This is a genomic window from Janthinobacterium sp. NKUCC08_JDC (genome assembly GCF_019345575.1).
Classification (GTDB): domain Bacteria; phylum Pseudomonadota; class Gammaproteobacteria; order Burkholderiales; family Burkholderiaceae_D; genus Janthinobacterium; species Janthinobacterium aestuarii.
In genome coordinates, this window is record NZ_JAHKQW010000004.1 from 216,019 (window position 1) to 241,267 (window position 25,249).

Annotated in this window: 24 protein-coding genes and 1 tRNA gene; 16 read left to right on the plus strand and 9 right to left on the minus strand. The window is 62.9% G+C overall.

Translation table 11 applies throughout. The features are described 5' to 3' along the window. Positions 1–15 precede the first annotated feature (15 nt). From KO538_RS13305 to KO538_RS13345, 9 genes are all read left to right on the plus strand, one after another. Entirely contained in the window at positions 16–1,947 is a 1,932-nt protein-coding gene (locus KO538_RS13305) for an AMP-binding protein (RefSeq protein ID WP_219328565.1), read from the plus strand. Positions 1,948–1,961: 14 nt separating this feature from the next. Then, a complete protein-coding gene (locus KO538_RS13310; protein ID WP_034753577.1) occupies positions 1,962–2,777 on the plus strand; it encodes an ABC transporter ATP-binding protein in 816 nt (271 codons plus the stop codon). A 25-nt stretch (positions 2,778–2,802) separates the two neighbouring features. Beyond that, a complete protein-coding gene (locus KO538_RS13315; protein ID WP_175444594.1) occupies positions 2,803–3,699 on the plus strand; it encodes a branched-chain amino acid ABC transporter permease in 897 nt (298 codons plus the stop codon). Between the two features lie 78 nt (positions 3,700–3,777). Further along, complete coding sequence (locus tag KO538_RS13320; RefSeq protein WP_034752817.1) at positions 3,778–4,836, plus strand: branched-chain amino acid ABC transporter permease; 1,059 nt, start codon at positions 3,778–3,780, stop codon at positions 4,834–4,836. A gap of 58 nt (positions 4,837–4,894) precedes the next feature. After that, positions 4,895–6,214 carry an ABC transporter substrate-binding protein gene (locus KO538_RS13325; protein ID WP_034752814.1) on the plus strand — a complete coding sequence of 440 codons (1,320 nt, stop codon included), beginning with the start codon at positions 4,895–4,897 and terminating at the stop codon, positions 6,212–6,214. Between the two features lie 124 nt (positions 6,215–6,338). After that, positions 6,339–7,175 (plus strand): ABC transporter ATP-binding protein, encoded by an 837-nt coding sequence (locus KO538_RS13330; RefSeq protein ID WP_058049338.1) that lies wholly within the window; start codon positions 6,339–6,341, stop codon positions 7,173–7,175. A 16-nt stretch (positions 7,176–7,191) separates the two neighbouring features. Continuing rightward, the gene (locus KO538_RS13335) at positions 7,192–7,551 is read left to right on the plus strand and encodes an MmcQ/YjbR family DNA-binding protein (protein ID WP_139091325.1); all 360 of its coding nucleotides are present in this window, start codon (positions 7,192–7,194) and stop codon (positions 7,549–7,551) included. Then, on the plus strand, positions 7,548–8,804 hold the full coding sequence (locus KO538_RS13340) for a phenylacetate--CoA ligase family protein (RefSeq protein WP_139091324.1): 1,257 nt from the start codon (positions 7,548–7,550) through the stop codon (positions 8,802–8,804). Before KO538_RS13335 ends, KO538_RS13340 begins: the two co-directional genes overlap by 4 nt. A gap of 76 nt (positions 8,805–8,880) precedes the next feature. Then, on the plus strand, positions 8,881–9,462 hold the full coding sequence (locus KO538_RS13345) for a hypoxanthine-guanine phosphoribosyltransferase (RefSeq protein WP_058049341.1): 582 nt from the start codon (positions 8,881–8,883) through the stop codon (positions 9,460–9,462). A gap of 144 nt (positions 9,463–9,606) precedes the next feature. Here the strand turns inward: KO538_RS13345 and KO538_RS13350 are convergent, their stop codons facing one another. The 3 genes from KO538_RS13350 to KO538_RS13360 form a co-directional block, all read right to left on the minus strand. After that, the gene (locus tag KO538_RS13350; protein WP_034752807.1) at positions 9,607–10,560 is read right to left on the minus strand and encodes a nitronate monooxygenase family protein; all 954 of its coding nucleotides are present in this window, start codon (positions 10,558–10,560) and stop codon (positions 9,607–9,609) included. A 98-nt stretch (positions 10,561–10,658) separates the two neighbouring features. Then, positions 10,659–11,582 carry an MBL fold metallo-hydrolase gene (locus KO538_RS13355; RefSeq protein ID WP_219328566.1) on the minus strand — a complete coding sequence of 308 codons (924 nt, stop codon included), beginning with the start codon at positions 11,580–11,582 and terminating at the stop codon, positions 10,659–10,661. 7 nt (positions 11,583–11,589) lie between these two features. Beyond that, positions 11,590–11,823 carry a DUF1289 domain-containing protein gene (locus KO538_RS13360; RefSeq protein WP_223278955.1) on the minus strand — a complete coding sequence of 78 codons (234 nt, stop codon included), beginning with the start codon at positions 11,821–11,823 and terminating at the stop codon, positions 11,590–11,592. A 278-nt stretch (positions 11,824–12,101) separates the two neighbouring features. Between KO538_RS13360 and KO538_RS13365 the strand changes: the two genes are divergently transcribed. Both KO538_RS13365 and KO538_RS13370 read left to right on the plus strand, forming a co-directional pair. Continuing rightward, the gene (locus tag KO538_RS13365) at positions 12,102–12,515 is read left to right on the plus strand and encodes a CopG family transcriptional regulator (protein WP_034752801.1); all 414 of its coding nucleotides are present in this window, start codon (positions 12,102–12,104) and stop codon (positions 12,513–12,515) included. A 54-nt stretch (positions 12,516–12,569) separates the two neighbouring features. Then, the gene (locus KO538_RS13370; protein ID WP_257620338.1) at positions 12,570–13,859 is read left to right on the plus strand and encodes a PHB depolymerase family esterase; all 1,290 of its coding nucleotides are present in this window, start codon (positions 12,570–12,572) and stop codon (positions 13,857–13,859) included. On the opposite strand, the gene KO538_RS13375 is transcribed toward KO538_RS13370, so the two are convergent. The 3 genes from KO538_RS13375 to KO538_RS13385 form a co-directional block, all read right to left on the minus strand. Continuing rightward, a complete protein-coding gene (locus tag KO538_RS13375) occupies positions 13,852–15,003 on the minus strand; it encodes a two-component system response regulator (RefSeq protein WP_219328567.1) in 1,152 nt (383 codons plus the stop codon). The genes KO538_RS13370 and KO538_RS13375 overlap by 8 nt on opposite strands. Before the next feature lie 31 nt (positions 15,004–15,034). Next, positions 15,035–18,082, minus strand: coding sequence for a response regulator (locus tag KO538_RS13380; RefSeq protein WP_219328568.1), 3,048 nt, complete (start codon positions 18,080–18,082; stop codon positions 15,035–15,037). A gap of 95 nt (positions 18,083–18,177) precedes the next feature. Next, positions 18,178–18,378 (minus strand): cysteine-rich CWC family protein, encoded by a 201-nt coding sequence (locus KO538_RS13385; protein ID WP_219328569.1) that lies wholly within the window; start codon positions 18,376–18,378, stop codon positions 18,178–18,180. Between the two features lie 231 nt (positions 18,379–18,609). Between KO538_RS13385 and argB the strand changes: the two genes are divergently transcribed. Both argB and KO538_RS13395 read left to right on the plus strand, forming a co-directional pair. Further along, entirely contained in the window at positions 18,610–19,503 is an 894-nt protein-coding gene (argB, locus tag KO538_RS13390) for an acetylglutamate kinase (RefSeq protein WP_010393729.1), read from the plus strand. A 40-nt stretch (positions 19,504–19,543) separates the two neighbouring features. Then, positions 19,544–19,618 (plus strand) — tRNA-Thr (locus KO538_RS13395). Between the two features lie 271 nt (positions 19,619–19,889). On the opposite strand, the gene KO538_RS13400 is transcribed toward KO538_RS13395, so the two are convergent. Continuing rightward, positions 19,890–20,759 (minus strand): TraB/GumN family protein, encoded by an 870-nt coding sequence (locus KO538_RS13400; protein ID WP_257620339.1) that lies wholly within the window; start codon positions 20,757–20,759, stop codon positions 19,890–19,892. A gap of 90 nt (positions 20,760–20,849) precedes the next feature. On the opposite strand from KO538_RS13400, the gene KO538_RS13405 reads away from it, so the two are divergent. From KO538_RS13405 to pabB, 3 genes are all read left to right on the plus strand, one after another. After that, positions 20,850–21,584 carry a pyrimidine 5'-nucleotidase gene (locus KO538_RS13405; RefSeq protein WP_080698605.1) on the plus strand — a complete coding sequence of 245 codons (735 nt, stop codon included), beginning with the start codon at positions 20,850–20,852 and terminating at the stop codon, positions 21,582–21,584. Positions 21,585–21,686: 102 nt separating this feature from the next. Then, on the plus strand, positions 21,687–22,262 hold the full coding sequence (gene slmA, locus KO538_RS13410; RefSeq protein WP_034752791.1) for a nucleoid occlusion factor SlmA: 576 nt from the start codon (positions 21,687–21,689) through the stop codon (positions 22,260–22,262). 21 nt (positions 22,263–22,283) lie between these two features. Beyond that, positions 22,284–24,116, plus strand: a complete 1,833-nt coding sequence (pabB, locus tag KO538_RS13415; RefSeq protein ID WP_219328571.1) for an aminodeoxychorismate synthase component I — start codon at positions 22,284–22,286, stop codon at positions 24,114–24,116. Here the strand turns inward: pabB and KO538_RS13420 are convergent. Together KO538_RS13420 and KO538_RS13425 are read right to left on the minus strand one after the other, a co-directional pair. After that, the gene (locus KO538_RS13420) at positions 24,109–24,471 is read right to left on the minus strand and encodes a DUF1428 domain-containing protein (RefSeq protein ID WP_034752786.1); all 363 of its coding nucleotides are present in this window, start codon (positions 24,469–24,471) and stop codon (positions 24,109–24,111) included. The genes pabB and KO538_RS13420 overlap by 8 nt on opposite strands. A 116-nt stretch (positions 24,472–24,587) precedes the next feature. After that, positions 24,588–25,181 (minus strand): glutathione peroxidase, encoded by a 594-nt coding sequence (locus KO538_RS13425; protein ID WP_219328572.1) that lies wholly within the window; start codon positions 25,179–25,181, stop codon positions 24,588–24,590. Between the last annotated feature and the right edge of the window lie 68 nt (positions 25,182–25,249).

Sequence of the window (25,249 nt, forward strand, 5' to 3'; positions counted from 1 at the left end):
AATACCACAGCAGCAATGCCGACTTTTCCGCGGCGCTTATTGCAACACGGGACAGTACGATCCGACAAGCCCGCCTTTCGCGAAAAATACCTGGGCATCTGGCAAACCTGGACCTGGTCCGAGGTGAACGAGGAAGTGCGCGCGCTGGCCTGCGGCCTGGCCGCCATCGGCTTCCAGCGCGGCATGAACTTGGCCATCATCGGCGACAACCGTCCCCGCCTGTACTGGGCCATGCTGGCCGCGCAAAGCCTGGGCGGCGTGCCCGTGCCACTGTACCAGGACGCGCCGGCCGCCGACATGGCCTATGTGCTGCAGGATGCGGAAATCCGCTACGCCATCGTCGAAGACCAGGAACAGGTCGACAAGCTGCTCGAACTCAAGGCCCTGTATCCGCACGTCGCCCACATCGCCTATGACGATGAACGGGGCATGCGCCATTACCGCCAGCCGGAGCTGACGTCCTTTGCCGCCCTGCAGACGCTGGGCCGGGCCTATGACCGCGAACATCCGGGCTTTTTCGACGCCGCCGTGGCAGCGGGCCAAGGCAGCGACTCGGCCGTGATCCTGTACACCTCGGGCACCACGGGCAAACCGAAGGGCGTGTGCCAGAGCCATACGGCTCTGCTGGCAGCCGGCGAAGGCGGCGTCGCCTTCGACAAGCTGACCGACAATGAAGACATCCTGTCCTACCTGCCCATGGCGTGGGTCGGCGACTGCCTGTTCTCGCTGGCGCAAGCCATGGTGGCCGGCTTCACCGTCAACTGCCCCGAATCGGGCGACACGGTGATGATCGACATGCGCGAAATCGGCCCCACCTGCTACTTTGCACCGCCGCGCGTGTTCGAGAACATGCTCACCAGCGTGATGATACGCATGGAAGACGCGAGCAGCATCAAGCGCCACATGTTCAGCCATTTCATGGACGTGGCCAAGCGCTGCGGCGCGCAGATTTTGGACGGCAAGCCCGTGCCGCTGGCGGACCGTCTCAGCTACAAGCTGGGCGACCTGCTCGTCTACGGCCCCCTGAAAAACGTGCTGGGACTTTCGCGCGTGCGCGTCGCCTACACGGCCGGCGCCGCCATCGGCCCCGACCTGTTCCGCTTCTACCGCTCCATCGGCGTCAACCTCAAGCAGCTGTACGGCTCGACCGAAACCTGCGCCTATGTGTGTCTGCAACCGGACGGCAATATCAAGTTCGACAGCGTCGGCTTGCCCGCGCCGGGCGTGGAAGTCAAGCTGGCGGCGAATGGCGAAGTGCTGGTCAAGTCGCCCGCCACCATGAGCGGCTACTTCAAGCGTCCCGACGCCACGGCCGAAGTGATCGACGATCACGGCTACTTCCATACGGGCGACGCGGGCGTGTTCGACAGCGAAGGCCATCTGAAGATCATCGACCGCGCGGCCGACGTGGGCAAGATGAATTGCGGCGCCATGTTCGCGCCCAACTACATCGAAAACAAGCTCAAGTTCTTCCCCTTCATCAAGGAAGTGGTGGCCTTCGGCCATGCGCGCGACCAGGTGTGCGCCTTCATCAACATCGACATCGAAGCGGTGGGCAACTGGTCCGAGCGGCGCGGCATCGCCTACTCCGGCTACACGGACCTGGCGGCGCGCGCCGAAACCTATGGCTTGATCCGCGACTGCATCGAGCAGGTGAACGCGGAACTGGCGGCCGATCCGCTGATGGACCGCACGCAGGTGCACCGCTTCCTCGTGCTGCACAAGGAACTCGACCCGGACGACGACGAGCTGACGCGCACGCGCAAGGTGCGCCGCAAATTCATCGCCGAAAAGTACGCGGTGCTCATTTCTGCCCTGTATGAAGGCAAGACAACGCAATACATCGAGACCCAGGTGAAATTCGAGGACGGCCGCACCGGTTCGACCAGCGCCGACCTGCAGATCTGGGACAGCAAAACGTACCGGCCCCAAGGCCTGGCCGCATGATGGAGCACAGCACGATGCAAATGAACGAACCCGACGCCCATTTCGGCACGGCCCGCAAGGCGGGCCCCGTGATCCTCGACCTGAAGAACATCTCGCTGTCGTTCGGCGGCGTGAAAGCGCTGACCGACATCTCGTTCGACGTGAAACAACATGAAATCCGCGCCATCATCGGCCCGAACGGCGCCGGCAAAAGCTCGATGCTGAACGTGATCAACGGCGTGTACCGCCCGCAGCAGGGGGAAATCATCTACCGCGGCGAGCACCGGCGCGGCATGGACTGCTATGCGGCCGCCAAATCCGGCATCGCGCGCACCTTCCAGAACATCGCCCTGTTCAAGGGCATGACGGTGCTCGACAACATCATGACGGGGCGTAACCTCAAGATGAAGTCGAATTTCCTGCTGCAAGCCCTGTACTGGGGCCCGGCGCGGCGCGAGGAAATCGAGCATCGCAAGAAGGCAGAAGAGATCATCGACTTCCTGGAAATCCAGGCCATCCGCAAGACGCCCGTGGGGCGCCTGCCCTACGGCCTGCAAAAGCGGGTGGAACTGGGCCGCGCGCTGGTGGCCGAACCGGAAATTTTGCTGCTCGATGAACCGATGGCCGGCATGAACGTGGAAGAAAAGCAGGACATGTGCCGCTTCATCCTCGACGTCAACGACCAGCTGGGCACGACCATCGTGCTGATCGAGCACGACATGGGCGTGGTGATGGATATCTCCGACCGGGTGGTGGTGCTCGACTACGGCAAGAAGATCGGCGACGGCACGCCCGACGAGGTGCGCAGCAACCAGGATGTCATCAACGCGTATTTGGGTGTCGCGCACTAGCTCCAGACAAGGAATAGCAATGAATATCAATTTTTTCTTTGAAGTGCTGATCGGCGGCCTGTTGTCGGGCGTCATGTACGCGCTGGTGGCGATCGGCTTCGTCCTGATCTACAAGGCGTCGGGCGTGTTCAACTTCGCGCAGGGAGCGATGGTGTTTTTCGCCGCCCTCACCTGCGTCGGCATCATGGACAAGTTCGGCCTGTCGCTGTGGCTGGCCATCCCGCTGACGATGGTGACCATGATCGTGCTGGGCATGGCGATTGAAAAAGTCGTATTGCGCCCCCTCGTCAACCAGCCCGAAATCACACTGTTCATGGCCACCATCGGCCTGACCTTCTTCATCGAAGGCCTGGCGCAGCTGATGTGGGGCTCGCAGGTGCACAAGCTGGACCTGCCCATCGAAGACGTGCCGATGCCCTTCCTGATGGACCATTTCAACATCATCATCTCGCAGTTCGACGTGGTGGCGGCCGGCATCTGCGCGCTGCTGGTGATCTGCCTGGCCTTGCTGTTCTCGAAAACCAAGGTGGGCCGCGCCCTGCGCGCCGTCGCCGACGACCATCAGGCGGCGCTGGCGGTCGGTATTCCGCTGCAGCGCATCTGGGCCGTCGTGTGGGGCGTGGCGGGCCTGGTGGCCATGGTAGCCGGCTTGCTGTGGGGTGCGCGCAACGGGGTGCAGTTCGCCCTCACCTTCATCGCCTTGAAAGCGCTGCCGGTGCTGATCCTCGGCGGCTTTACATCGGTGCCGGGCGCCATCGTCGGTGGCCTGATCATTGGCGCGTCGGAAAAGCTGGCCGAAGTCTACCTCGGCCCCATGGTGGGCGGCGGCATCGAAGGCTGGTTCCCGTATGTGCTGGCCCTGCTGTTCCTGCTGGTGCGTCCGGAAGGCCTGTTCGGCGAGAAGATCATCCGACGAATATAAGGCCCCAAGAGCAACGTAGGTCGGATTAGCCGAAGGCGTAATCCGACAAACACCCCAACAGCCAGTAAAGGACACGCCATGATTTACCGTGAAGCAGGACAATTCAAGACCAGCTACCAGGCTGACAACCAGATTTTCCCGATCCGGCAAGACCGCCTTGCGCTGACGGCCACGCTGCTCGTCGCCGTCTTCCTCCTGCCGTATTTCGCCTCGCCCTACATGCTGTCGGCGATCCTGATCCCCTTCCTGATCTTTGCCCTGGCAGCGCTGGGCCTGAACATCCTGACCGGTTACGCGGGCCAGCTGTCGCTGGGCACGGCCGCCTTCATGGCCGTGGGCGCCTTTGCCTCGTATAACTTCATGGCCCGCCTGCCTGGCTTGCCGCTGCTCGTGTCCTTCATCCTTGGCGGTCTGTGCGCGGCCATGGTGGGCATCGCCTTCGGCCTGCCGTCCTTGCGCATCCGCGGCTTTTATTTGGCCGCCTCCACCCTGGCGACGCAGTTCTTTGTCGTCTGGTGCCTGACCAAGATCCCGTATCTGACCAACTACAGCTCCTCTGGCGTGATCACGGTGCAGAAGATGACCATCCTCGGCTACCAGTTCGACACGCCGCAAAGCAAATACCTGCTGGTACTGGCGATTGTCGCCGGCATGGCGCTGCTGGCCAAGAACATGATCCGCTCGAACGTGGGCCGCTCGTGGATGGCCGTGCGGGACATGGACATGGCGGCCGAAGTGATCGGTTTCAGACTGATGCGTACGAAACTGCTGGCGTTTGCCGTCAGCTCCTTCTACTGCGGCGTGGCCGGCGCCCTGTATGCGTATGCCTACCTGGGCACGGTCGAACCGGAAGCATACAACCTGGACCTGTCCTTCCGCATCCTGTTCATGATCATCATCGGCGGCGTCGGTTCGATTCTCGGTTCCTTCCTCGGCGCGGCCTTCATCGTGCTGCTGCCCGTCTTCCTGAACACCATCGCGCACGGCCTGGCATTGCCGACCAGCGTGGCTTCGAACCTGGAACTGATGGTGTTCGGCGCGCTGATCATTTTCTTCCTGATCGTCGAGCCGCACGGCCTGGCCAGGCTGTGGCAGATCGCAAAGGAAAAGCTGCGACTCTGGCCCTTCCCCCATTAAGTTTTTGCAGTCGATGTCGGTTCACTTGAATACCAAATAAAACAAGAGGAGACACACAATGAAACACATCAAATCGCTCATGCTGGCCGCCGCCATCGCCAGTGCCGCACTCACCATGGCCGGCAGCGCGCAAGCGCAGGACAAGGAACAGTACATCGCCCTGCCGTCCTATCGCGTGGGTCCTTACGCGGCCGGCGGCTCCGGTTTCTACGGCGGCATCATCGATTACTTCAACCTGGTCAACCAGGCCGGCGGCGTCAATGGCGTGAAAATCAGCTGGGAAGAATGCGAAACCGAATACAACCCGTCGCGCGGCGTCGAATGCTATGAACGCCTGAAAACCAAGCAGGGCGGCGCCACCCTGGTCGAAACCCTGTCCACGGGCGTCGCCTACGGCATCCTCGACCGCGTGGCACAGGACAAGATTCCCATGACGATGATCGGCTACGGCCGCTCGGACGCCGCCAACGGCAAGGTCTTCCCGTATGTGTATCCGCTGATCTCCAGCTACTGGAGCCAGGCCGCCGCCATGATCAAGTACCTGGGCGACAAGGATGGCGGCATGGACAAGCTGAAAGGCAAGAAGATCGTCCACCTGTACCACGATTCTGCCTTCGGCAAGGAGCCGCTGCCCGTGCTCGAAGCGCTGTCGAAACAGTACGGCTTCGAGCTGGTGAAAATTCCCGTCGCGCCGCCAGGCAGCGAACAGCAATCGCAATGGCTGCAAATCCGCCAGGCCAAGCCGGACCACGTGATCCTGTGGGGCTGGGGCGTGATGAATTCCGTTGCCATCAAGACGGCGCAGCGCAACGGCTTCCCGCGCGACAAAATGCTGGGCGTCTGGTGGGCCGGCTCCGAGGAAGACACGATTCCATCGGGCGACGCGGCCAAGGGCTACACGGCGATGACGTTCAATACCCCGGGCAACTACCCCGTGCTCGACGACATCCGCAAGAAACTCTACGCGTCCGGCAAGGGCAACCTGTCCGACCAGTCGCGCATCGGCTCCGTCTACCACATGCGCGGCGTGACGGCCGGCATCCTGTGGGTGGAAGCGATCCGCGTGGCGCAGGAAAAATTCGGCAAGGGCAAACCGATCACGGGCGAGCAGATGCGCTGGGGCCTGGAAAACCTGAACGTCGACGATGCGCGCCAGAAGGCCGTCGGTGCGCTGGGCATGTTCCCCACCGTGAAAACCAGCTGCGACGACCATGAGGGTTCGGGCGCCGTCAAAGTGCAGCAGTGGGATGGCAAGAAGTGGACCGCCATCACGCCGAAATGGATCGTCGGCGACAAGGCCCTGGTGCGCAAGCTGGTCGAGGAATCGTCGGGCAAGTACGCCGAAGAGAAAAAGATCACGCCGGCGTGCATGAAGTAAGCGGCTTTCGGGGTGGTGTCGGATTACGGCCTGCGGCCTAATCCGACCTACGCCGCATCCACGTAGGTCGGATTAGCGTAGCGTAATCCGACAAGCACCAACATCACATGAAAACGAAGCAGCCATGACACCCACTGCCACGCAAACACCAGACACCGCGCCGCCCTACCTGTCGGTCAACAACATCGAAGTCATCTATGACCACGTGATCCTGGTCCTGAAGGGCGTGTCGCTGCAAGTCCCGCAGGGCAAGATCGTGGCGCTGCTGGGCGCCAACGGCGCCGGCAAGTCGACCACCCTGAAAACCATCTCGACCCTGCTGCGCGGCGAACGGGGCGACGTCACCAAGGGCGAAGTCCAGTTCAAGGGCGAGCGTGTGGACCAATTGACGCCGAATGAACTGGTCAAGCGGGGCCTGTCGCAAGTGATGGAAGGGCGCCACTGTTTCGGCCACCTGACTATCGAGGAAAACCTCTTGACCGGCGCCTACACGCGCAGCCTGTCGCGCGGCGAACTGAAAGACGCGCTGGACAAGGTCTACCACTACTTCCCGCGCCTGAAAACGCGGCGCAGCAGCCAGGCCGGCTACACCTCGGGTGGCGAGCAGCAGATGTGCGCCATCGGCCGCGCGCTGATGGCCAAGCCGTCGATGATTTTATTGGACGAGCCCTCGATGGGCATCGCACCGCAGATCGTCGAAGAGATCTTCGGCATCGTCAAGGATTTGAACCACAAGGAAAACGTCTCTTTCCTGCTGGCCGAACAGAACACCAACGTGGCGCTGCGCTACGCCGACTTCGGCTACATCCTGGAAAACGGCAGAGTCGTGATGGAAGGGCAAGCGCAGGAACTGGCCAGCAACGAAGACGTCAAAGAGTTTTACCTGGGCGTGTCCAGCGCCGGGCGCAAGAGCTTCCGCGACATGAAGTTCTACCGCCGCCGCAAGCGCTGGCTGGCCTGATATCGGAGCTGCCGTCATGGACCTGGAACGGGCGAAGCAAGTGTGCCGCGGCTTTCCCGGCGCAACAGAAGACATCAAATGGAGCAACGTGCTGGCGTTTTCTGTCGGTGGCCGCCTGTTCGCGCTATGCGGCGCGGAAGCGCACAGCACGCGCGGCATGAGCTTCAAGGTCGATGCGGAGCGCTTCCTGGAACTGACGGACCGTCCCGGTTTTCGCCCGGCGCCCTACCTGGCGCGGGCCAAATGGATACTCGTCGCCAGTCCCGACGCCCTCGACGACGACGAAATGGCCGCCCTGCTGCACCGCTCATACAGCCTGATTTTTGCGGGGCTGACGAAAAAAATGCAACGTGACATTGGAGAATCCGCAACATGACCGATACGCTCGACAGTCTGGAAGCACGCGCCCCCGAAGCGCGCGAACGCGAATTGATGGCCGGCCTGCCGCAGCTGATCGCGCGCGCGCAACAGGCGCCGGGCTGGGCCCGCATCCTCGATGGCGTCAACGCGGCCGACATCACCAGCCGCGCCGCGCTGGCGCAGCTGCCCGTCACGCGCAAGTCCGACCTCAAGCAATTGCAGCACGGCGCGCTGCCGTTCGGCGGCTTGAACACGACGCCGAAGAACGCCCTGTCGCGCGTCTTCGTTTCGCCCGGTCCCATCTTCGATCCGGAAGGCCGCGGCCCCGACTGGTGGCGCTTCGCGCGGCCCATGTATGCGGCCGGCGTGCGCGCCGGCGGCTTGCTGCAGAACTGCTTTTCGTATCACTTCACGCCGGCCGCCTTCATGGTCGAAGGGGGCGCCGCGCGCATCGGCTGCACCGTCATCCCGGCCGGCATCGGCCAGACGGAAATGCAGGTGCAGGCGATGGTCGACCTGAAGCCGGATACGTATATCGGCACGCCGTCGTTCCTGAAACTGATCATCGAAAAAGCGCGCGAAATGGGCGCCGACATCAGCAGCGTCACCAAGGCCGTGATGGGCGCCGAAGCCTTGCCCGAATCCCTGCGCAGCTGGTTTGCCGCGAACGGCGTGCCGCACGTGTTCCAGACCTATGCTTCGGCCGATATCGGCAGCATCGCCTATGAGACGGCCAGCAATGGCAAGCTCAATCCGGGCATGGTCGTTGACGAAAACATACTGCTGGAAATCGTCCATCCGGGCAGCGGCATTCCCGTCGCGCCGGGTGAAGTGGGCGAAGTCGTCGTCACCGTCTTCAATGCCGACTATCCGCTGATCCGCTTTGCCACGGGCGATCTGTCGGCCGTGCTGGTCAATACGCCGGAGTCGCCGTGCGGGCGCACGAATACGCGCATCAAAGGCTGGATGGGACGCGCCGATCAAACCACCAAGGTGCGCGCCATGTTCGTGCATCCGTCGCAAGTGCATGAAATCGCGCGCCGCCACCCGCAAATCAAGAAGGCGCGGCTGGTGGTGTCTGGCCGCATGGCCAACGACGAGATGGCGTTGCATTGCGAAGTCGACAATCCCCATGACGCCAGCGGCACCGAGGCCATCATCGGCTCGATCCGCGAACTGACCAAGCTGCGCGGCGACGTGGTGCTGGTGGCCGTGGGCAGCCTGGCGCAGGATGGGAAAATAATCGACGACGTGCGCGATTACAGCTAGGCGTAGCGCACGGATGGCGTTTGCGGGATAATACCCGCATTCATCATCAGCCCCATTCATCGCCATGCAAGAGTCCATGCAAGAATTTCATCACAATCGTGCCCGTGACCTGATCAAGAACGCGGAACTGCTGTTCGACCAAGACGCCGTGCAGGCGTCGATCACACGCATGGCCGATGTGCTCAACACGCGCTTCAACGCCGAGGACTCAAAAGAGTTCCCGCTGGTGCTGGGCGTGATGGGCGGCGCCGTCGTGTTTACGGGCAGCCTGCTGCCGCAACTGAGCTTTCCGCTCGAATTCGACTACATCCACGTGAGCCGCTACGGCGACGACGACAAGGGTGGCGAAGTGGTATGGAAAGTCATCCCCCGCTCGAACGTGGCGGGCCGCACCGTCATCGTGCTCGACGATATTCTCGACGAAGGCGAAACCCTGGCGCACGTCAAGCAGCGCTTGCTGGACATGGGTGCTTCGGAAGTCATCCTGGCCGTGTTCGCGGACAAGGCCATCGGCAAGAAGAAGCCCGTACAAGCCGACATCGTCGGCCTGGTCATCCCGAACCGTTTCGTCGTCGGCTTCGGCATGGATGCGTATGGCTACTGGCGCAACCTGCCGGGGCTGTGGGCCATCAAGCCTGAGGATTTGAAGCAGGAGTGATGGAGGTGTTGTCGGATTACGCACTGCGCGCTAATCCGACCTACCAGTGCCCGGTGACGTAATCCGACACCGCCATCATAGGTCGTAGGTCGGATTAGCGGCGGCACGCCGCGTAATCCGACACCATCACCATCGCAACAACGATTACAGCTTCAACCGCGCGCGCGCCGCATCGTATTCGGCTTTCAGGCGCGCCACCATCTCTTCCACGCTCGGCACGTCATCCATCAAGCCCACGCCCTGGCCCGCGCCCCAGATGTCGCGCCAGGCCTTGGCGCTGCCCGAGCCGAAATTCATCGCGCTCTTGTCCGCTTCAGGCAGGGCTTCCGGATCGAGTCCGGCCGCTTCGATCGATTTTTTCAGGTAATTGCCGTGCACGCCAGTAAACAGGTTCGTGTAGACGATGTCCGCCGCGCTGGAATCGACGATGGCGTCGCGGTAGCCGTCGCTGACGTTCGATTCCTTGGTCGCCAGCCAGCGCGAGCCGATGTAGGCAAAGTCGGCGCCCATCGCTTGCGCGGCCAGTACGGCGTCACCCGTGGCGATGGAGCCGGACAGGGCCAGCGGACCGTCGAAGAATTTGCGCACTTCGCCCACCAGCGCGAACGGCGACAGGGTGCCCGCGTGGCCGCCGGCGCCGCTGGCCACCAGGATCAAGCCATCGACACCGGCTTCCAGCGCCTTTTTCGCGTGGCGGATCGAGATCACGTCATGCAGCACGATGCCGCCATAGCTGTGGATGGCGTCGAGCATTTCCTTGGGCGGAGCGCGCAGCGAGGAAATGATGATGGGGATCTGGTGTTTGACGCACACTTCCACGTCATGCGCGAGGCGGTCGTTCGACTGGTGCACGATCTGGTTGACGGCGATCGGCCCGACTTTTTTATCGGGATTGGCGGCCTGGAAGGCGGCCAGTTCGGCCTGCAGCTCCGTGAGCCACGTGTCGAGCAATTCGGCGGGACGCGCGTTCAGGGCCGGGAAGGAACCGACGATGCCGGCCTTGCACTGCGCCGCGACGAGGGCCGGGCCGCTGGCGATGAACATCGGCGACGCGATAACGGGTAAGGAGAGGTTTTGCAACGCAACAGGCAATGCCATGGCGGACTCGCTGGAAAGTTGATCGGGATGAGAAACACACTGAGCTTGATTATAGTTCAGAAAAAGTACGATCGTGCTGAATTTATCACGCCTACTTCTCAACCCTCGTTAAGCAAGTACTCACCCTCGACGCGCGCCGCCGTGGCCCGCATCAACTGGGAAACAGCCCACTCGGCCAGCGCGGCCGCCTCCTGGCGCAGGAAGCGCCGGTTCGCCTCTTCGAAGACGGGCATGCCGCGCAGCAGGGCCGGTATCTCGGCGAGGGCGATGCGCTGGCGTTCCAGCAGCAGGAATTTGAGCAGCACTTTCACGGCGTTCTGCGCATTGCGCACGGGATCGGACGACAGGTAATCGAGGCGCGAATACGCGCGCTGCAAGGCGCCGTCCGTATCCTGGAACGGCCGCCCGTGGCCGGGGATCACCACGCGCACGTCCAGGCCGGCGATCAGGTCCAGGGTGGCGCGCGCTTCCAGAAAGCCGGAGCCGCCATCGAGTTCGGGGAAGATCACGCCAAAGCCGTTTTCCCACAGCGCGTCGGCGGAGATCAGGATGCCCTCGTCGGCGCAGTAAAAAATCAGCGAGTGCGGATCATGGCCCGGCGCACCCAGCGCTTGCCAGCGCATGCCGGCCAAGGTCAACGTGTCGCCGGGCGAGACGGTGGCGTCAAAGCCGAAGCGCGGACATTGCTGGCCCGTTGCCTGGAAACTCAGGGCATCGACATCCCAGGCGCGCACCTTGTCCGCTTCCGACACGGGAATGGCCGTATGGCAGCCGTATTCCTCTTGCAGCAGCGCGTTGCCGCCGCAATGGTCGGAGTGCAGGTGGGTGTTGAACAGGCGGTCCAGCGGACGGCCGGCAAGGCTATGGCGCAGCAGGGCCAGGGTTTGCGGCGCATGCGTGACATAGCCGCTGTCGATCAGGGCCGTGTCGTCCCGGCCCAGGAACAGGATGTTGTTCGACGACAGCCAGCCGCGCTCGAACACCTGCATGGCATCGGGGAACAGCGCTGGCGATCGCGGCATGGCTTCCTCAGTAGTCGGGCTCGAAATCGAGCAAGGATTCGCGTCCTGGCAATTCGGCCCACACGGCGCGCTTGAAGTCGTCGTCGGCCTTGCTCCAGGCGATGATCTCGTCGAGCGTGCGCAAACAGCCTTCGCACAAGCCGCTGTTGCGGTTCATCTTGCACAGGCTGACGCAGGGCGACGGTACCGGCGACGGCAAGGGAAGCGGAACGGCTGGCGGAGGTGGGTTGGCGACCATCATGGAGCGGCATCGGTAAACGTGAAGGCTTTCATTATGCCGCGAAACGGCGCCGACGAGTCGGCGGCGTCGGCATGCAATATTTCTGTGGATATATTTTCCAGAGTAAAAATGATCAAAAACGCATCTTCGGGAAATTTATTTTGCGCTGCATTCTCACTCTGCGGGTGCCCGTCCTACAACACGATCAGGCCAGATCCTGCTTGACTTGAGATATTACACAACTATACTACCATCCATACAGATGGCAAATGGATGCCACGTGGAGTTTATGGAGAGATATGGCCAAGCAAGACAGCAAGCCCAAAATTGGGGAATCCGAAAAAATCACGATCAACCTCGGCTTGATCGACCTGGGGCAGATCGATCTGCTGGTCCAGGAGGGATTTTATTCCAACCGCACGGATCTGATCCGTACGGCCATACGCAACCAACTGGGTACGCACGCCGACGTGGTGAAACAAACCGTCGCCCGTAAAAGCCTGGTATTGGGCATGCAGCATTACTCGCGCGCCGACCTGGAGGCGATCCAGGCAGCCGGCCAGCGCCTGCAGATACAGGTGCTGGGACTGGCCAGCATCGCCAGCGACGTCTCCGTGGAACTGGCACTGGCCACCATCGAGTCGATTTTCGTATTAGGTGCCCTGCACGCCAGCACCGTCGTCAAGACGGCGCTCGCAGGGCGAATTCACTAGCGTATTGGTTCGCGGCGATGACCCGGCCGATGCGCTGCACCGTTAAGGATGGTCATGAAACTACCTCTCAACATGCTGGCGCAGATGCGCGCCGCAACCCGCAACCTGATGGGCAGCGGTCCCGCCGCCGCCACCGAAGCGATCCAGCAAGCGCTGTCCGCCGCCGGCCTGGCGCCGCAGGCTGCCACCACGCAAACGCCGCCACCGCAGCCGATGCGCGACATTAATCCACCACCTGCGCCGCCACCTGCACCCTCTCCAGCGCAGGCCCGGGCCGAGCAGCCGCAAGCCGCCGCCGCACCAGAAACGCCTGCCGCCCCTCCCACGCCCGCACAGGCGGCGCAGGACTTCGCGCAGGATTTCATGTCGCGCCTGGGCGTGCCGGCCGGCCTGGGCCAGCACAGCTTCGACATGCCCAGCTTCGAACTGCCGAATTTCCACCCGCCCGGTTTCAACGCGCCGGCCGCCACGCCGGTGGATATCCCCGCAGGTGCGCAGTTCATCGACGGCGTGTACCGCAACCATGCGGGCACGCGCTCGTACAAACTGTATATCCCCAGCAGCTATCACGGCCAGGCCATGCCGCTGATCGTGATGCTCCACGGCTGTACGCAAAATCCCGACGACTTCGCGGCCGGCACGCAGATGAATGCGCTGGCAGAAGAAAAGGAATGTTTTGTCGTCTACCCGGCGCAGACGCAGGGCGCCAACAGTTCGCGCTGCTGGAACTGGTTCAACGCCATCGACCAGCAGCGCGACCAGGGCGAACCGTCGCTGATCGCCGGCATCGCGCAGCAAGTGATCGACGAATACCCGGTCAATGAACGCGAAGTGTTCGTCGCCGGCCTGTCGGCGGGCGGCGCCATGGCCGTCATCGTCGGCACCTTGTACCCGGATTTGTTTGCCGCCGTCGGCGTGCATTCGGGCTTGCCGTTTGCCTCGGCGCAGGACTTGCCGTCGGCGCTGGCAGCCATGAAGGGCGGCGCCATGCCCAATGCCCAGCGCAAGGCGCCGGCCGGCGGCGTGCCCATCATCGTTTTTCACGGCGACCGCGACACCACCGTCAACCCGCGCAATGGCGATGAACTGATCGCCCAGGGCGTGCGCAGCCAGGCGGGCGGCAAGGCGGCCAAAGCCGCTTCCATCGACGGCAGCGTGCCCAATGGCCACCGCTACACGCGCACCACGCACAGCCAGGCCGACGGTTCGCCGCTGGGCGAGCACTGGGTCATCCACGGCGCCGGCCATGCCTGGTCCGGCGGCAGCGATAACGGCAGCTATACGGATGGAAAAGGACCGGACGCCAGCCGCGAGATGCTGCGCTTCTTCAAGACCGTCAGCTGATGTTGCCGGTGTAGGGCGCGATCTGCCGCTGCTTGTCGGCGATCTCGCATACACCGTCGGCATAGCGGTGGGAGATGGCGATGAACTGGTCCTGGATCTGCAAAAAGGCATCGACGATCTCGGCGTCGAAATGCGAACCGCGTCCCTCGACGATGATACGCACGGCCTGCGCATGGTCCATGCCCTGCTTGTAGATGCGCCGGCTGATCAGGGCATCGTACACATCGGCCAGCGCCATCAGGCGCGCTGAAATCGGGATGTCTTCGCCAGCCAGCCCTTGCGGGTAGCCGCTGCCATCCCATTTTTCATGGTGGCTGTAGGCGATCTCTTTCGCGTACTTGAGAAAATCGACTTCGATGCCCAGCTCGTGCTCGGCCGCCAGGATGGCGTCGCGCCCCAGGGTGGTGTGCGTCTTCATGATGGCCATTTCGTGCGGCTCGAAACGTCCCGGCTTGAGCAGGATATGGTCGGGGATGCCCACCTTGCCGATGTCGTGCAGCGGCGCCGTCTTGAACAGCAGTTCAATATTCTTGTCCGTCAAAAAATCGCGGAAACGCGGCAAGCCGCGCACTTTTTCGGCCAGCGCTTTCAGGTAGTGCGAGGTGCGGCGGATATGGTTGCCCGTCTCGCTGTCGCGCGTCTCGGCCAGCGAGGCCATGGCGTGGATGGTGACATCCTGCAGCGCCGCCACTTCCTGCACGCGGCGCTCCACTTCCGTTTCCAGGTACTGGTTCTGGTCGCGCAAGAAATCCTGCATCTGCTTCATCGCCAGTTGCGTCCTGATGCGCGCCAGCACGATGGGCGCCGAGATCGGCTTGGTGATGTAGTCGACGGCGCCCAGGGCCAGGCCCAGCTGCTCGTCCGCCACTTCGCTCATGGCCGTGACGAAAATCACGGGGATGCCGGCCGTGGCGGGATCGGCCTTCAGCGCGCGGCACACATCGTAGCCGCTCATGCCCGGCATCATGATGTCGAGCAGGATCAGGTCGGGCTGGTCGCTGCCGGCGGCGATCTTCAGGGCGCGCTCGCCATTGACGGCGATCTTGGTGCGGTAGTCGTCTTCCAGCACCGCGCGCAACAGGTCGATATTGTCTGGCGTGTCGTCGACCACCAGGATGGTTGGCTTGCTTGCCGGCGCTCTCATGCCCGTCCTTCGTTCTGCATCATTATCCTTCTCACAGTGTCAGCTCCAGCGCATCGGCCACTTCGCCCAGCTGCGCCAGCGCACCTTCGAAATCGTATTGTCCCAGCATGCGCTTCAACTGGCGCGCGTGTTCCGCCTGCCCCGCCGCGACCAGCACGGGGCCGATGCCGTCGAGGTGCTTGACGGCCTGCGCATCGTCCTGCTGCAGCAGCTGCGACAGTTCGCGCAAGCCCGCTTCCAGGCGCGCCCGGTCCACCGGCGCCACGTGCGCCAACGCCGCGCCGCCCGCCTCGGCCGCATGGCCGCGCGACTGCATGGCCAGCACGATCTTCGGCACCAGCTCGTCGAGCGCCAGGGTGCAGGCAGCCAGCGCCTGCGGCAAGCCGTCGTGCGAGCCCAGGCTGAGCAAGTGCTCGACCCGCGCGGCGCTGTCGGCCAGGCCGCCGGCGCCGATATTGCCGGCCAGGCCCTTGAGGGTATGCGCTTCGCGGATGGCCGTTTCCAGCTGGTTGTTCTCGATGGCGGCAACGATGCGCTGCATGGCGTCGAACTGGGTTTCCACGAAGCGGTCCAGCAATTTTCGCATCAAAGCGGCATTGCCGCCCACGCGGCGCATGGCCTCCGCCATTTTCAGGCCCGCGATCACGGGCAGCTCCGCTTCCGGCTGCGCCACCACCGCCGCCATTTCCTGCGGCGTGGCCGGCGCGATCCAGCGCGCCAGGGTGCCGAACAGCTGCGCCACGTCGATCGGCTTGGCGATGAAATCGTTCATGCCGGCGTCCAGGCATTTTTCCTTGTCGCCCACCATGGCATTGGCCGTCATGGCGATCACGGGCAAGTTCGAATACCGGGGATCCTGGCGCAGCTTGCGCGTCGCCTGGTAGCCATCCATCACCGGCATCTGGCAATCCATCAGCACGCCGTCATAGGCGTTTTCCGCAATCTTCGCCAGCGCGATGGCGCCATTGCCCGCGATGTCGACGCGGATGCCGGCATCGTTCAGGATATGCTGCGCCACTTCCTGGTTCACTTCATTGTCCTCGACCAGCAGCAGCCAGGCGCCGCGCAAGGCGCGCTCGTCGTCGCGGTAGCTGCTCTGGCGCTGCGTCTTGCGGCTCTGCCCCGTCACGCCGCCAAACACGAACGCAATCTGGTCGAGCAGGGTCGAGGCGCTGATCGGCTTGTTCAATACACCGTCGAGCGGCAAGTCGCGCTGGCGCGCCGCCTCGAGCAGCGCTTCGCGATGGAAGGCCGTGACCATGATGCAGGCCGGTGTCGCATCGATGCCGGCGGCATCGGCGCGGATGCCGGCCAGGGTATCGAGGCCGTTCATGCCCGGCATTTTCCAGTCCATCAGCACCAGCCCGTACGGCCGCCCCTCGGCGCGCGCCTGCGCCACGGCGCCGATGGCCAGCGCTCCGCCAAGCACGGCACGCGCCTCGAAGCCCAGCGCCGTGAGCATGCTGACGAAGATTTCACGCGCGCTGGGGTTGTCGTCGACCACCAGCACGCGCAAGCCATGGAATTGCTGTGGCAATAGCAAATTATCGCGCGGCACGGCGGCCAGGCCGAAGCGGGCCGTGAAGAAAAAGGTGCTGCCCACACCCGCTTCGCTGACCAGATCGATCTCGCCTTCCATCATTTCCACCAGCCGCTTGCTGATGGTCAGCCCCAGGCCCGTGCCGCCATGGTGGCGCGTGGTGGACGTGTCGGCCTGCGTAAAAGCCTGGAACAATTTGCTGCGCTGGGGCGGCGTCAGGCCGATGCCCGTGTCGCGCACGTCCACGCGCAGCACGGCCGCATGCTCTTCCAGCTGCTGCAGGCGGATGGTGACGACGATCTCGCCCTTGTCCGTAAATTTGATGGCGTTGTTGGTCAGGTTGATCAGCACCTGGCCCAGGCGCAGCGGATCGCCCTGCAAGGCGTTCGGCACGTCGGGGGCGACGTCGAACAGCAGTTCGAGTCCCTTGTCCTGCGCCCGCATCACGGACAGGTCGGCGATCTGCGCCAGCACGTCCTCGAGGAAGAAATCGACTTTTTCAAAGGCCATCTTGCCCGCCTCGATCTTCGAGAAATCGAGGATGTCGTCGATGATGGCCAGCAGGTTCTTCGAAGCCGATTCCACCTTTTCCAGGTAGTTGCGCTGGGTCGACGTCAGTTCCGTCTGCAGCGCCAAATGGGTCATGCCGATGATGCCGTTCATCGGTGTGCGGATTTCGTGCGACATATTGGCGAGGAAATCCGACTTCATCTTGGTCGCATCCTCGGCCACTTCGACGGCGTGGCGCAGGTCCTGCTCGACGGCCAGGCTGGTGCTCATGTCCTTGAGCGCCTGCAGCAATTCGCCCGTCTCATCGCGCGACGTCACTTCGATGACGGAACTGAGGTCGCCATTGGCCACGCGCGTGGCGATCGCCACCGCCTCGCCCAGCGGACGCGTGATCGAGCGCGCCGACCAGGCAAAGGCGAGACCCGTCAGCAAGGCCGCCAGGCCGATGCCGCCCATCAGCAACAGCGAGGTGTCGATGTCGTTGCGTATCCTGGCGGCGCTGTCGCGGATCAGCTGCTGCTGCAGGTCGTCGAGCTGGCCCACGTACAGCAGCACTTTTTCCAGCACCGGCAAGGTCTGCGTCTGCATGGCCTGCTCGGCGCGGGCATGCTCGCCGCGCTCGACCAGTTCGAACATCGCCTTGAGCGACACATAGTAGTCGGCGCGTGCCAGGTGCATCTGTTCCAGCAGGCGCCGTTCCTCGGGCCGCGCATCGAGGCCGTCGAGGATGCGCACCTGCTCGTCGATGCCTTGCTTGATCGCTTCCAGGCGCGCCTGGTTCGCCTGGCGCAGCGCCAGCTCGTGCTGGTTCGGCAGGTTGCCGATGCGCGTGGCCGCCTCGCGCGCCAGCCCGTGGATCTTGCTGGTGGCCTTGGCGGCGACCCAGTCGCGCTGCAGGATATCGTCGGTCTCGGCGCGGATGGCATAGATGCGGCTGCCGGAGAGGACGATGACGACCAGCATCAGCACGATCAACATGGCATAACCGGCATTGATGCGCACGCCGATACTGATATCCCTGAAGCGCATAACTTTCCTATAAGAAATTCTTGAAAGTCGAAGTCTGAGCGTATTCCCCTACAAAATGCAAGGTCTTTTGCAAAGGAAAAAGTATGCCGATGCGCTTATTTGGCCGCTGTCGGGACTTTTGCAGGCGGCGTCAGGGTGGCGATATGGGCTTGCAGGCACGCGGGGCACCAGCAGCCCACAGCGCTGCCGGGCACGGGAACGGCCGGCGGCAGGGCCACGCACCAGCAGGGTTTGTTGGCGTCCGGGTCAAGCTGGCCGCACTGGAAGGCGGCGCCGCACAAGCTGCACTGGCTCATGGCTGTGTGTGAATTGGCAAGTGTGTGTCATGCCGCGCCGGGATGGGACGCAGATGTAACGGGCAGTAAAAGGGCTGGCTGGGGGACATATCGGGCCAGACTATAGGATCATCAGGGAAAATACAACAAGATCGCCCTATAATGCCTCCAAGATTTTCTTCTTCCCTGTAAAATCGCACAAATCTATTTTCCGGACTCGCCATGAATCAACTAGCTAACTTGAACCTGGACATGAATGACGACTTGACGGCGGTGTCGCCGCAAATCAAGGCGCAGATTCTGGCCGAGGCCCTCCCCTACATCCGCAATTTCCACGGCAAGACCATCGTCATCAAATACGGTGGCAATGCCATGACGGACGAACGCCTGAAGCACGGCTTCGCGCGCGACGTCATCCTGCTCAAGCTGGTCGGCATGAACCCGGTCGTGGTGCACGGCGGCGGACCGCAGATCGACAACGCGCTGAAAAAAATCGGCAAGCAGGGCACCTTCGTGCAAGGCATGCGCATCACCGATGAAGAAACCATGGAAGTGGTGGAGTGGGTGCTGGGCGGCGAAGTGCAGCAGGATATCGTCATGCTGATCAACCATTACGGCGGCCAGGCCGTGGGCCTGACGGGCAAGGATGGCGGCTTGATCCGCGCGCGCAAGATGCAGATGCCGGACCGCGAACATCCGGGCGAATTCCTCGACATCGGTTTTGTGGGCGAGATCGACGCGATCAACCCGGCCGTCGTCAAGGCGCTGCAGGACGACGCCTTCATTCCCATCATTTCGCCGATCGGTTTCGGCCAGGACGGCCAGGCCTACAACATCAACGCCGATGTCGTGGCGGGCAAGATCGCGGAAATCCTGAAAGCGGAAAAGCTGATCATGATGACCAACATCGCCGGCGTCCAGGACAAGCAGGGCAACCTGGTGACCGACCTGTCGGCGCGCGAAATCGACGAAATGTTCGCCGATGGCACGATCTCGGGCGGCATGCTGCCGAAGATCTCGTCCGCGCTCGACGCCGCCAAGTCCGGCGTGAACACGGTGCACATCATCGACGGCCGCATCGAACACTCATTATTGCTGGAAGTGTTGACCGAGCAGGCTTTTGGTACTATGATCCGTTCGCACTAAAAAATAATTCGGCGCAATTCACCCAGCGCCGATTTTTTATGCCCTTGTAGCTCAGTGGTAGAGCACTCCCTTGGTAAGGGAGAGGCCACGTGTTCGATCCACGTCAAGGGCACCATCGACTTATCCCCGTATCTGAAAAATGTCCATGGCTGCGTTGCCTCGCCTCGCCGTACATGCGTACTGTCTTCGGCTCGGCGCCTTGCCCTGAACACATTTCATCTACTCTGCCGTCATCTCCTCATAGTAAAAATGTCCATGGCGGCGTTGTCCTTCCTCGCCGTACATTCGTACTGTCTTCGTCAGTCCGCCTTGCCCTGAACACTTTTCCATCTGCTCTGCCACCGGTTGTTGCGCGGCTGAGCCAGTCCTACCTCTTCAGCAGTTATTCAATACACCCGCTCGACCTTCAAGCCCTTCTGACGCAACAAATCCGGCACGCTCTTGTCGCCCACCAGGTGCAGCACGCCGATGGCGGCCAGGCTGGACTTTTCGCGCGCAAGCAAGTTGGCGATACCGTCGGCCAGGGCCGGGTTGCGGCCGTCCAGCAACACTTTTTGCACGAACTGCGCGGCGAACGAGGGGTCTGTTGCCGCCTTTGCCGCCAGCTTGTCGAACGCTGCCGCGTCGGCGTTGCGCCACGCATCGGCGATCTCGCGCGCTTCCTGGCTTTGTTCCTGGTCTTCGATCGACGCCACGCCGTCTTCGAGGAAGCGGCACTGGTCGAGGGGCGACATGGCGCCGAACAGCGCCATCTGGCCTTCCATCGATTCGAGTTCCACCACGGGGATCTTGCGCGCCTTGGCTTGCTGCGACAGATAACTGTCGACGGCCAGGTCGGAGCGGTAGCCAAGCGTGGAAAACTCGCCGATGGCCAACACGCTGGCCAGCATCCACGGCTTCATCGGCGCCACCGCTGCGGGCGCGATGCCGTATTTTTGCAACAGCGGCGCCAGACGCGGCGCCAGGGTCTGGCGGCAGTCAGGCGGCACTTTGCTGCCTGGCGCCTCCATGCCGTATTTCAGCACGGCGCTGACGGCCTTGCGCGGATCGGCGCCGGGATCGATCTCCAGCGCCAGCGCGCCGGCGCCGTTCAATGCCTGCGTCACGGTCGGCTCGAGCGGATAAAAGTCGGGCGCGCCGACATGGATGGTACCGAACAGATACAGGGTGTGGCTGGCATCCTGCACCTTGAACAGGGCGCCCCGGTTTTGCGCCACGGAAGGCGCTTCGGCCAAGGCCGACTGCAACGGCAGCAAGAATAATCCGCAAAACATCACTATAATCTGGCGTCGCATGGTTTTCCTGATTGTTGAATTTTTCATCTTCTCTCGCTAGCAAAGACTCCTGTGCCTGTGTCCCATCTTAACCGCTCGTCGCCGGTCTGGCTGTTTGACCTCGACAACACGCTGCACAATGCCTCGCACGCCATCTTCCCCACCATCACGGCCAATATGAACACGTATATTGCCCGCGTACTGGGCGACGGCGTGACGCCGGCCGACGACGCCATCGTCAATGCGGCGCGCGCGGCCTACTGGCGCCGCTATGGCGCCACCTTGCTGGGCATGGTCAAGCACCATCAGGTGCAGGCCGCGCATTTTCTGCACGAGACGCATGCGTTCGACGATTTGCGCGCGATGATACGCGCCGAGCGGGGCCTGGGGGCTTTACTCAAACGCCTGCCTGGCCGTAAAATTTTACTCACGAACGCGCCGCTGCGCTATTCGAGCGACGTGATGCGCCACCTGGGCTTGCGCCGGCACTTTTCACACCACGTCGCCATCGAGGCGATGCATGTGCACCGCCAGTTGCGGCCCAAGCCATCGACCCTGATGCTGCGCAAACTGATGCGCAAGCACCACATCCGCCCCGGCCGCTGCATTCTGGTGGAAGACACCCTGGCCAACCTCAAGGGTGCGAAAAAACTGGGCCTGCGCACGGCCTGGATCACGCAATACCTGAAAATGGCCGATCCGATCGGCGTGGCGAAGCTGCCCATGGCGTTAAATCGCCCCGCTTACGTCGATGTCAAAGTAAAATCTGTCCGGCATTTGGCACGCCGCCTTCACCGTCTGCGTTGAAGGGGATTCCTGGGCTTCCGGTTGACACTGGAAGCCGCACCGCTAGCGGCGGTGACGGACCTCCCCATCAAGGCAGCATTTTTTTTAACGACAAGAGAAAATATGGCAAGCACACCGCCGGGCCAACGCAGGCTACAAATTCTTCAGGCCCTCGCCGCAATGCTGGAGCAGCCGAAAGGCGAAAAGATCACCACCGCCGCACTGGCGGCCAGACTGACCGTATCGGAAGCGGCCCTGTACCGCCATTTCGCCAGCAAGGCGCAAATGTTCGAAGGGCTGATCGAATTCATCGAGTCGAGCGTCTTCGGCCTGATCAACCAGATCGCGGAAAAACACAGCGATGGCATGACGCAGACGCGCGACATCATCGGCATGCTGCTCAATTTCGCCATCAGCAATCCGGGCATGACGCGCGTGCTGATCGGCGATGCGCTGGTCAATGAGGACGAGCGCCTGCAGGTGCGCATGAACCAGTTCTACGACCGCGTGGAACTGGCGCTCAAGCAGGCCTTGCGCGTGGCCGCCGCCGAAGGCCATGGCAAGGAAAGCGAAGTGGCGGCGCGCGCCACCCTGATCGTCAGCTTCGTCATCGGACGCTGGCACCGCTACGCCAAGAGCGGCTTCAAGATCAATCCATCCCAGGAAGCGGCGCTGCAAATCGCCATGCTGCTGGGGTAAGTCACCGCCGCAGCTGTCCCCATGCATACCGACTGCTTCGCCCTGCTCGACGACGCCAGCACACCCGGCGCCGGTTCGCGTCTGTACACGGGCCTGGCGGCGGTCTTGCAGTGCACCGAGGGGAAACAGTGGCCGGCCCTGCTCGAAGGGCTGCAAGAGGCCTTGCAACGCGGCCAGTACGCCGTCAGCGTGTGCAGCTACGAACTGGGTGCGCACTTGCTGGCCATGCCGCCGCGTGCGGCCGGCCTTGACGCGCCGCCGCTGGCGCAAGTGCTCGTCTTCGAGCACTGCACGCAGCTGTCGCAGGACGAGGTGGCGCAGTGGCTGGACTCTCGCGTCGACGCGGACGCCGCGCCGGCCGGCGTGGCCGGTATCCGCGCGAACGTGGATCAAGCCGAATTCACGCGCGCGCTGCACCGCATCCACGACTACATCGTGGCCGGCGACACCTATCAGGTCAACTACACGTACCGTTTGCGCTTCGACGCCTTCGGCTCGCCCCTGGCCTTGTATGCGCGGCTGCGCGCGCGCCAGCCCGTGCCCTACGGCGCGCTGGTGATGCTGCCCGATGGCGGCGCCCTGCTGTCGCTGTCGCCGGAGCTGTTCGTGCGCCACGCGCAAGGCGCGCTGACGGCGCGACCCATGAAGGGCACGGCGCCTGCCGCCCCGCCTGAGCAAATTGAAGAAAACGCACGCCGCGCCGCCGCCCTGGCCAGCGACCCAAAAAACCGCGCGGAAAATCTGATGATCGTCGACCTGCTGCGCAACGACATCGGCCGCATCGCCGTCACGGGCTCCGTCAAGGTGCCGGCCCTGTTCGAGGTGACGCGCTACAGCAGCGTGCTGCAAATGACGTCCACCGTGCAGGCGCGCCTGCGCGCCGACGCAACGCTAAGCGGCATCTTCCAGGCCTTGTACCCGTGCGGCTCGATCACGGGCGCGCCGAAACGCCGCACCATGGAAATCATCGCCGAACTGGAACCGGCACCGCGCGGCATCTATACGGGCGCCATCGGCTGGTTCGATCCGCCATCTTCCGCTCAGGTCGTCGGTGACTTTTGCATGTCCGTGCCGATCCGCACCCTGGCCTTGCAACCGGCCGACCCTGATGGCATCCGGCGTGGCGAGATGGGCGTGGGCGCCGGCATCGTGCTCGACAGCGACCCGCACGAGGAATTTGCGGAATGCCAGCTCAAGGCCCGCTTCCTGACGGGCCTGAGCAACGACTTCGAACTGTTCGAAACCCTGCACGCCAGCCGCGACCATGGTTGCCGCCTGCAGGAGCACCACCTGGCGCGCCTGGCCACCTCCTGCGCCTACTTCGGTTTTAGCTGGGATGCCAACGCTGCCCGCGCCGCGCTGCAGGCGGCTTGCGCGGCACGCCCCGACAATGTCCCTTTCCGCCTGCGCCTGGCGCTGCGCCAGGATGGCCAGTTGACGACGCAAAGCGGCGTGCTCAGCGCCTTGCCGGGGACGGTCAACGTCATGCTGGCGCCCGATACAACGACTGCCGGCGATCTGTTCCTGCGCCACAAGAGCAGCGTGCGCGCGCGCTATGACGCGGCCTGGCGCGCAGCCGAGGCGCAAGGCGGCTTCGACATGCTGTTCTTTAACGAGCGTGGCGAGCTGACGGAGGGCGGGCGCAGCAATGTCTTCGTGCAGCTGGACGGCCGCTGGCACACGCCGCCCCTGTCCTGCGGCCTGCTGCCCGGCGTGCAGCGCGCGGCCTTGCTGGCCGATCCCGCCTGGAACGCGCAGGAAACCATCATCACGCGCGCCATGCTGGCGCGGGCCGAAGCGATCGTCGTGTGCAATGCGCTGCGCGGGGCGATGCCGGCGCAGTTGGTTACTTGATATCTACCTGCATCTCGTAACCGCCGTAAATCATCCGCTTGCCATCGAACGGTAATTTTTCCGGGTCCATCATCTCGGCCAGGCGCGGGTCTTTCATGACCTTGTCGTTGATTTCATCGCGCTTGGCGCGCGACTCATACACGATCCATGAAAACACCACCACTTCGCCATCCTGCAAGTCCACCGCCTGCGGGAACGAGGTCAGCTTGCCCGGCTTGACATCGTCGCCCACGCATTCGCGAAATTCCAGCGCGCCGTACTCTCGCCAAACGGCGCCGCAACTGCGCGACATGGCCAGGTAGGCATCGAGCTTGGCTTTCGGTACGGGCACGACAAATCCATCGACATACGCCATGATGTTCTCCTTTGTTGTGACAAACGCGAACAACCAGCTTAGGACAATGATGGCAAGACGACAAGCGCGGCATTAAAAAAAAAGCAGGCGTTCAAGCCTGCTTGGGTATCAGCAACTTACAGCGCCAGCGCTTTTTCCACCGCGCCAACGAGTTTCTTGTCGTCCGGCGTCACCTTGCTGGGGAAGCTTTCCACCACTTTGCCGTGGCGGTCGATCAGGTATTTGTGGAAATTCCAGGCCGGGGTCTTGCCCGTCTGCTTGATCAGGTCCACGTACAGCGGATTCGGCGCAGGGCCGGAGACGACCGACTTCGAAAACATGGGGAACTTCACGCCATAGGTGTTGTAGCAGAAATCGGCGATTTCCTTGCTGTTACCCGGTTCCTGCTTGCCAAAATCGTTCGACGGGAAGCCCAGCACCACCAGGCCCTTGCTGCCGTACTTGGCGTACAGCGCCTCGAGCCCTTCATATTGATTGGTAAAACCGCAATAACTGGCCGTATTGACCACCAGCACGACCTTGCCCGCGTACTGGCACAGGTTTTGCGGCGCTTCATCCTGCAGGCGGTTGAAGGTCTGCTTGAGAATGGCCGGGCAAGCGGCCGGTGCAGCGGCAGCTGGCGCGGTGTCAGCGGCATGGGCCGGCATGGCCAGGCTGGCGCCGGCGGCAAGGGTGGTGATCGCAAACAGCTGGGCAAGGGTCTTGGACATGAAGGGCACCATGGTTGAACGGAAAAAAACCATTCTATGTCAAACGCCGCGCGCGCGTACAAGACGGA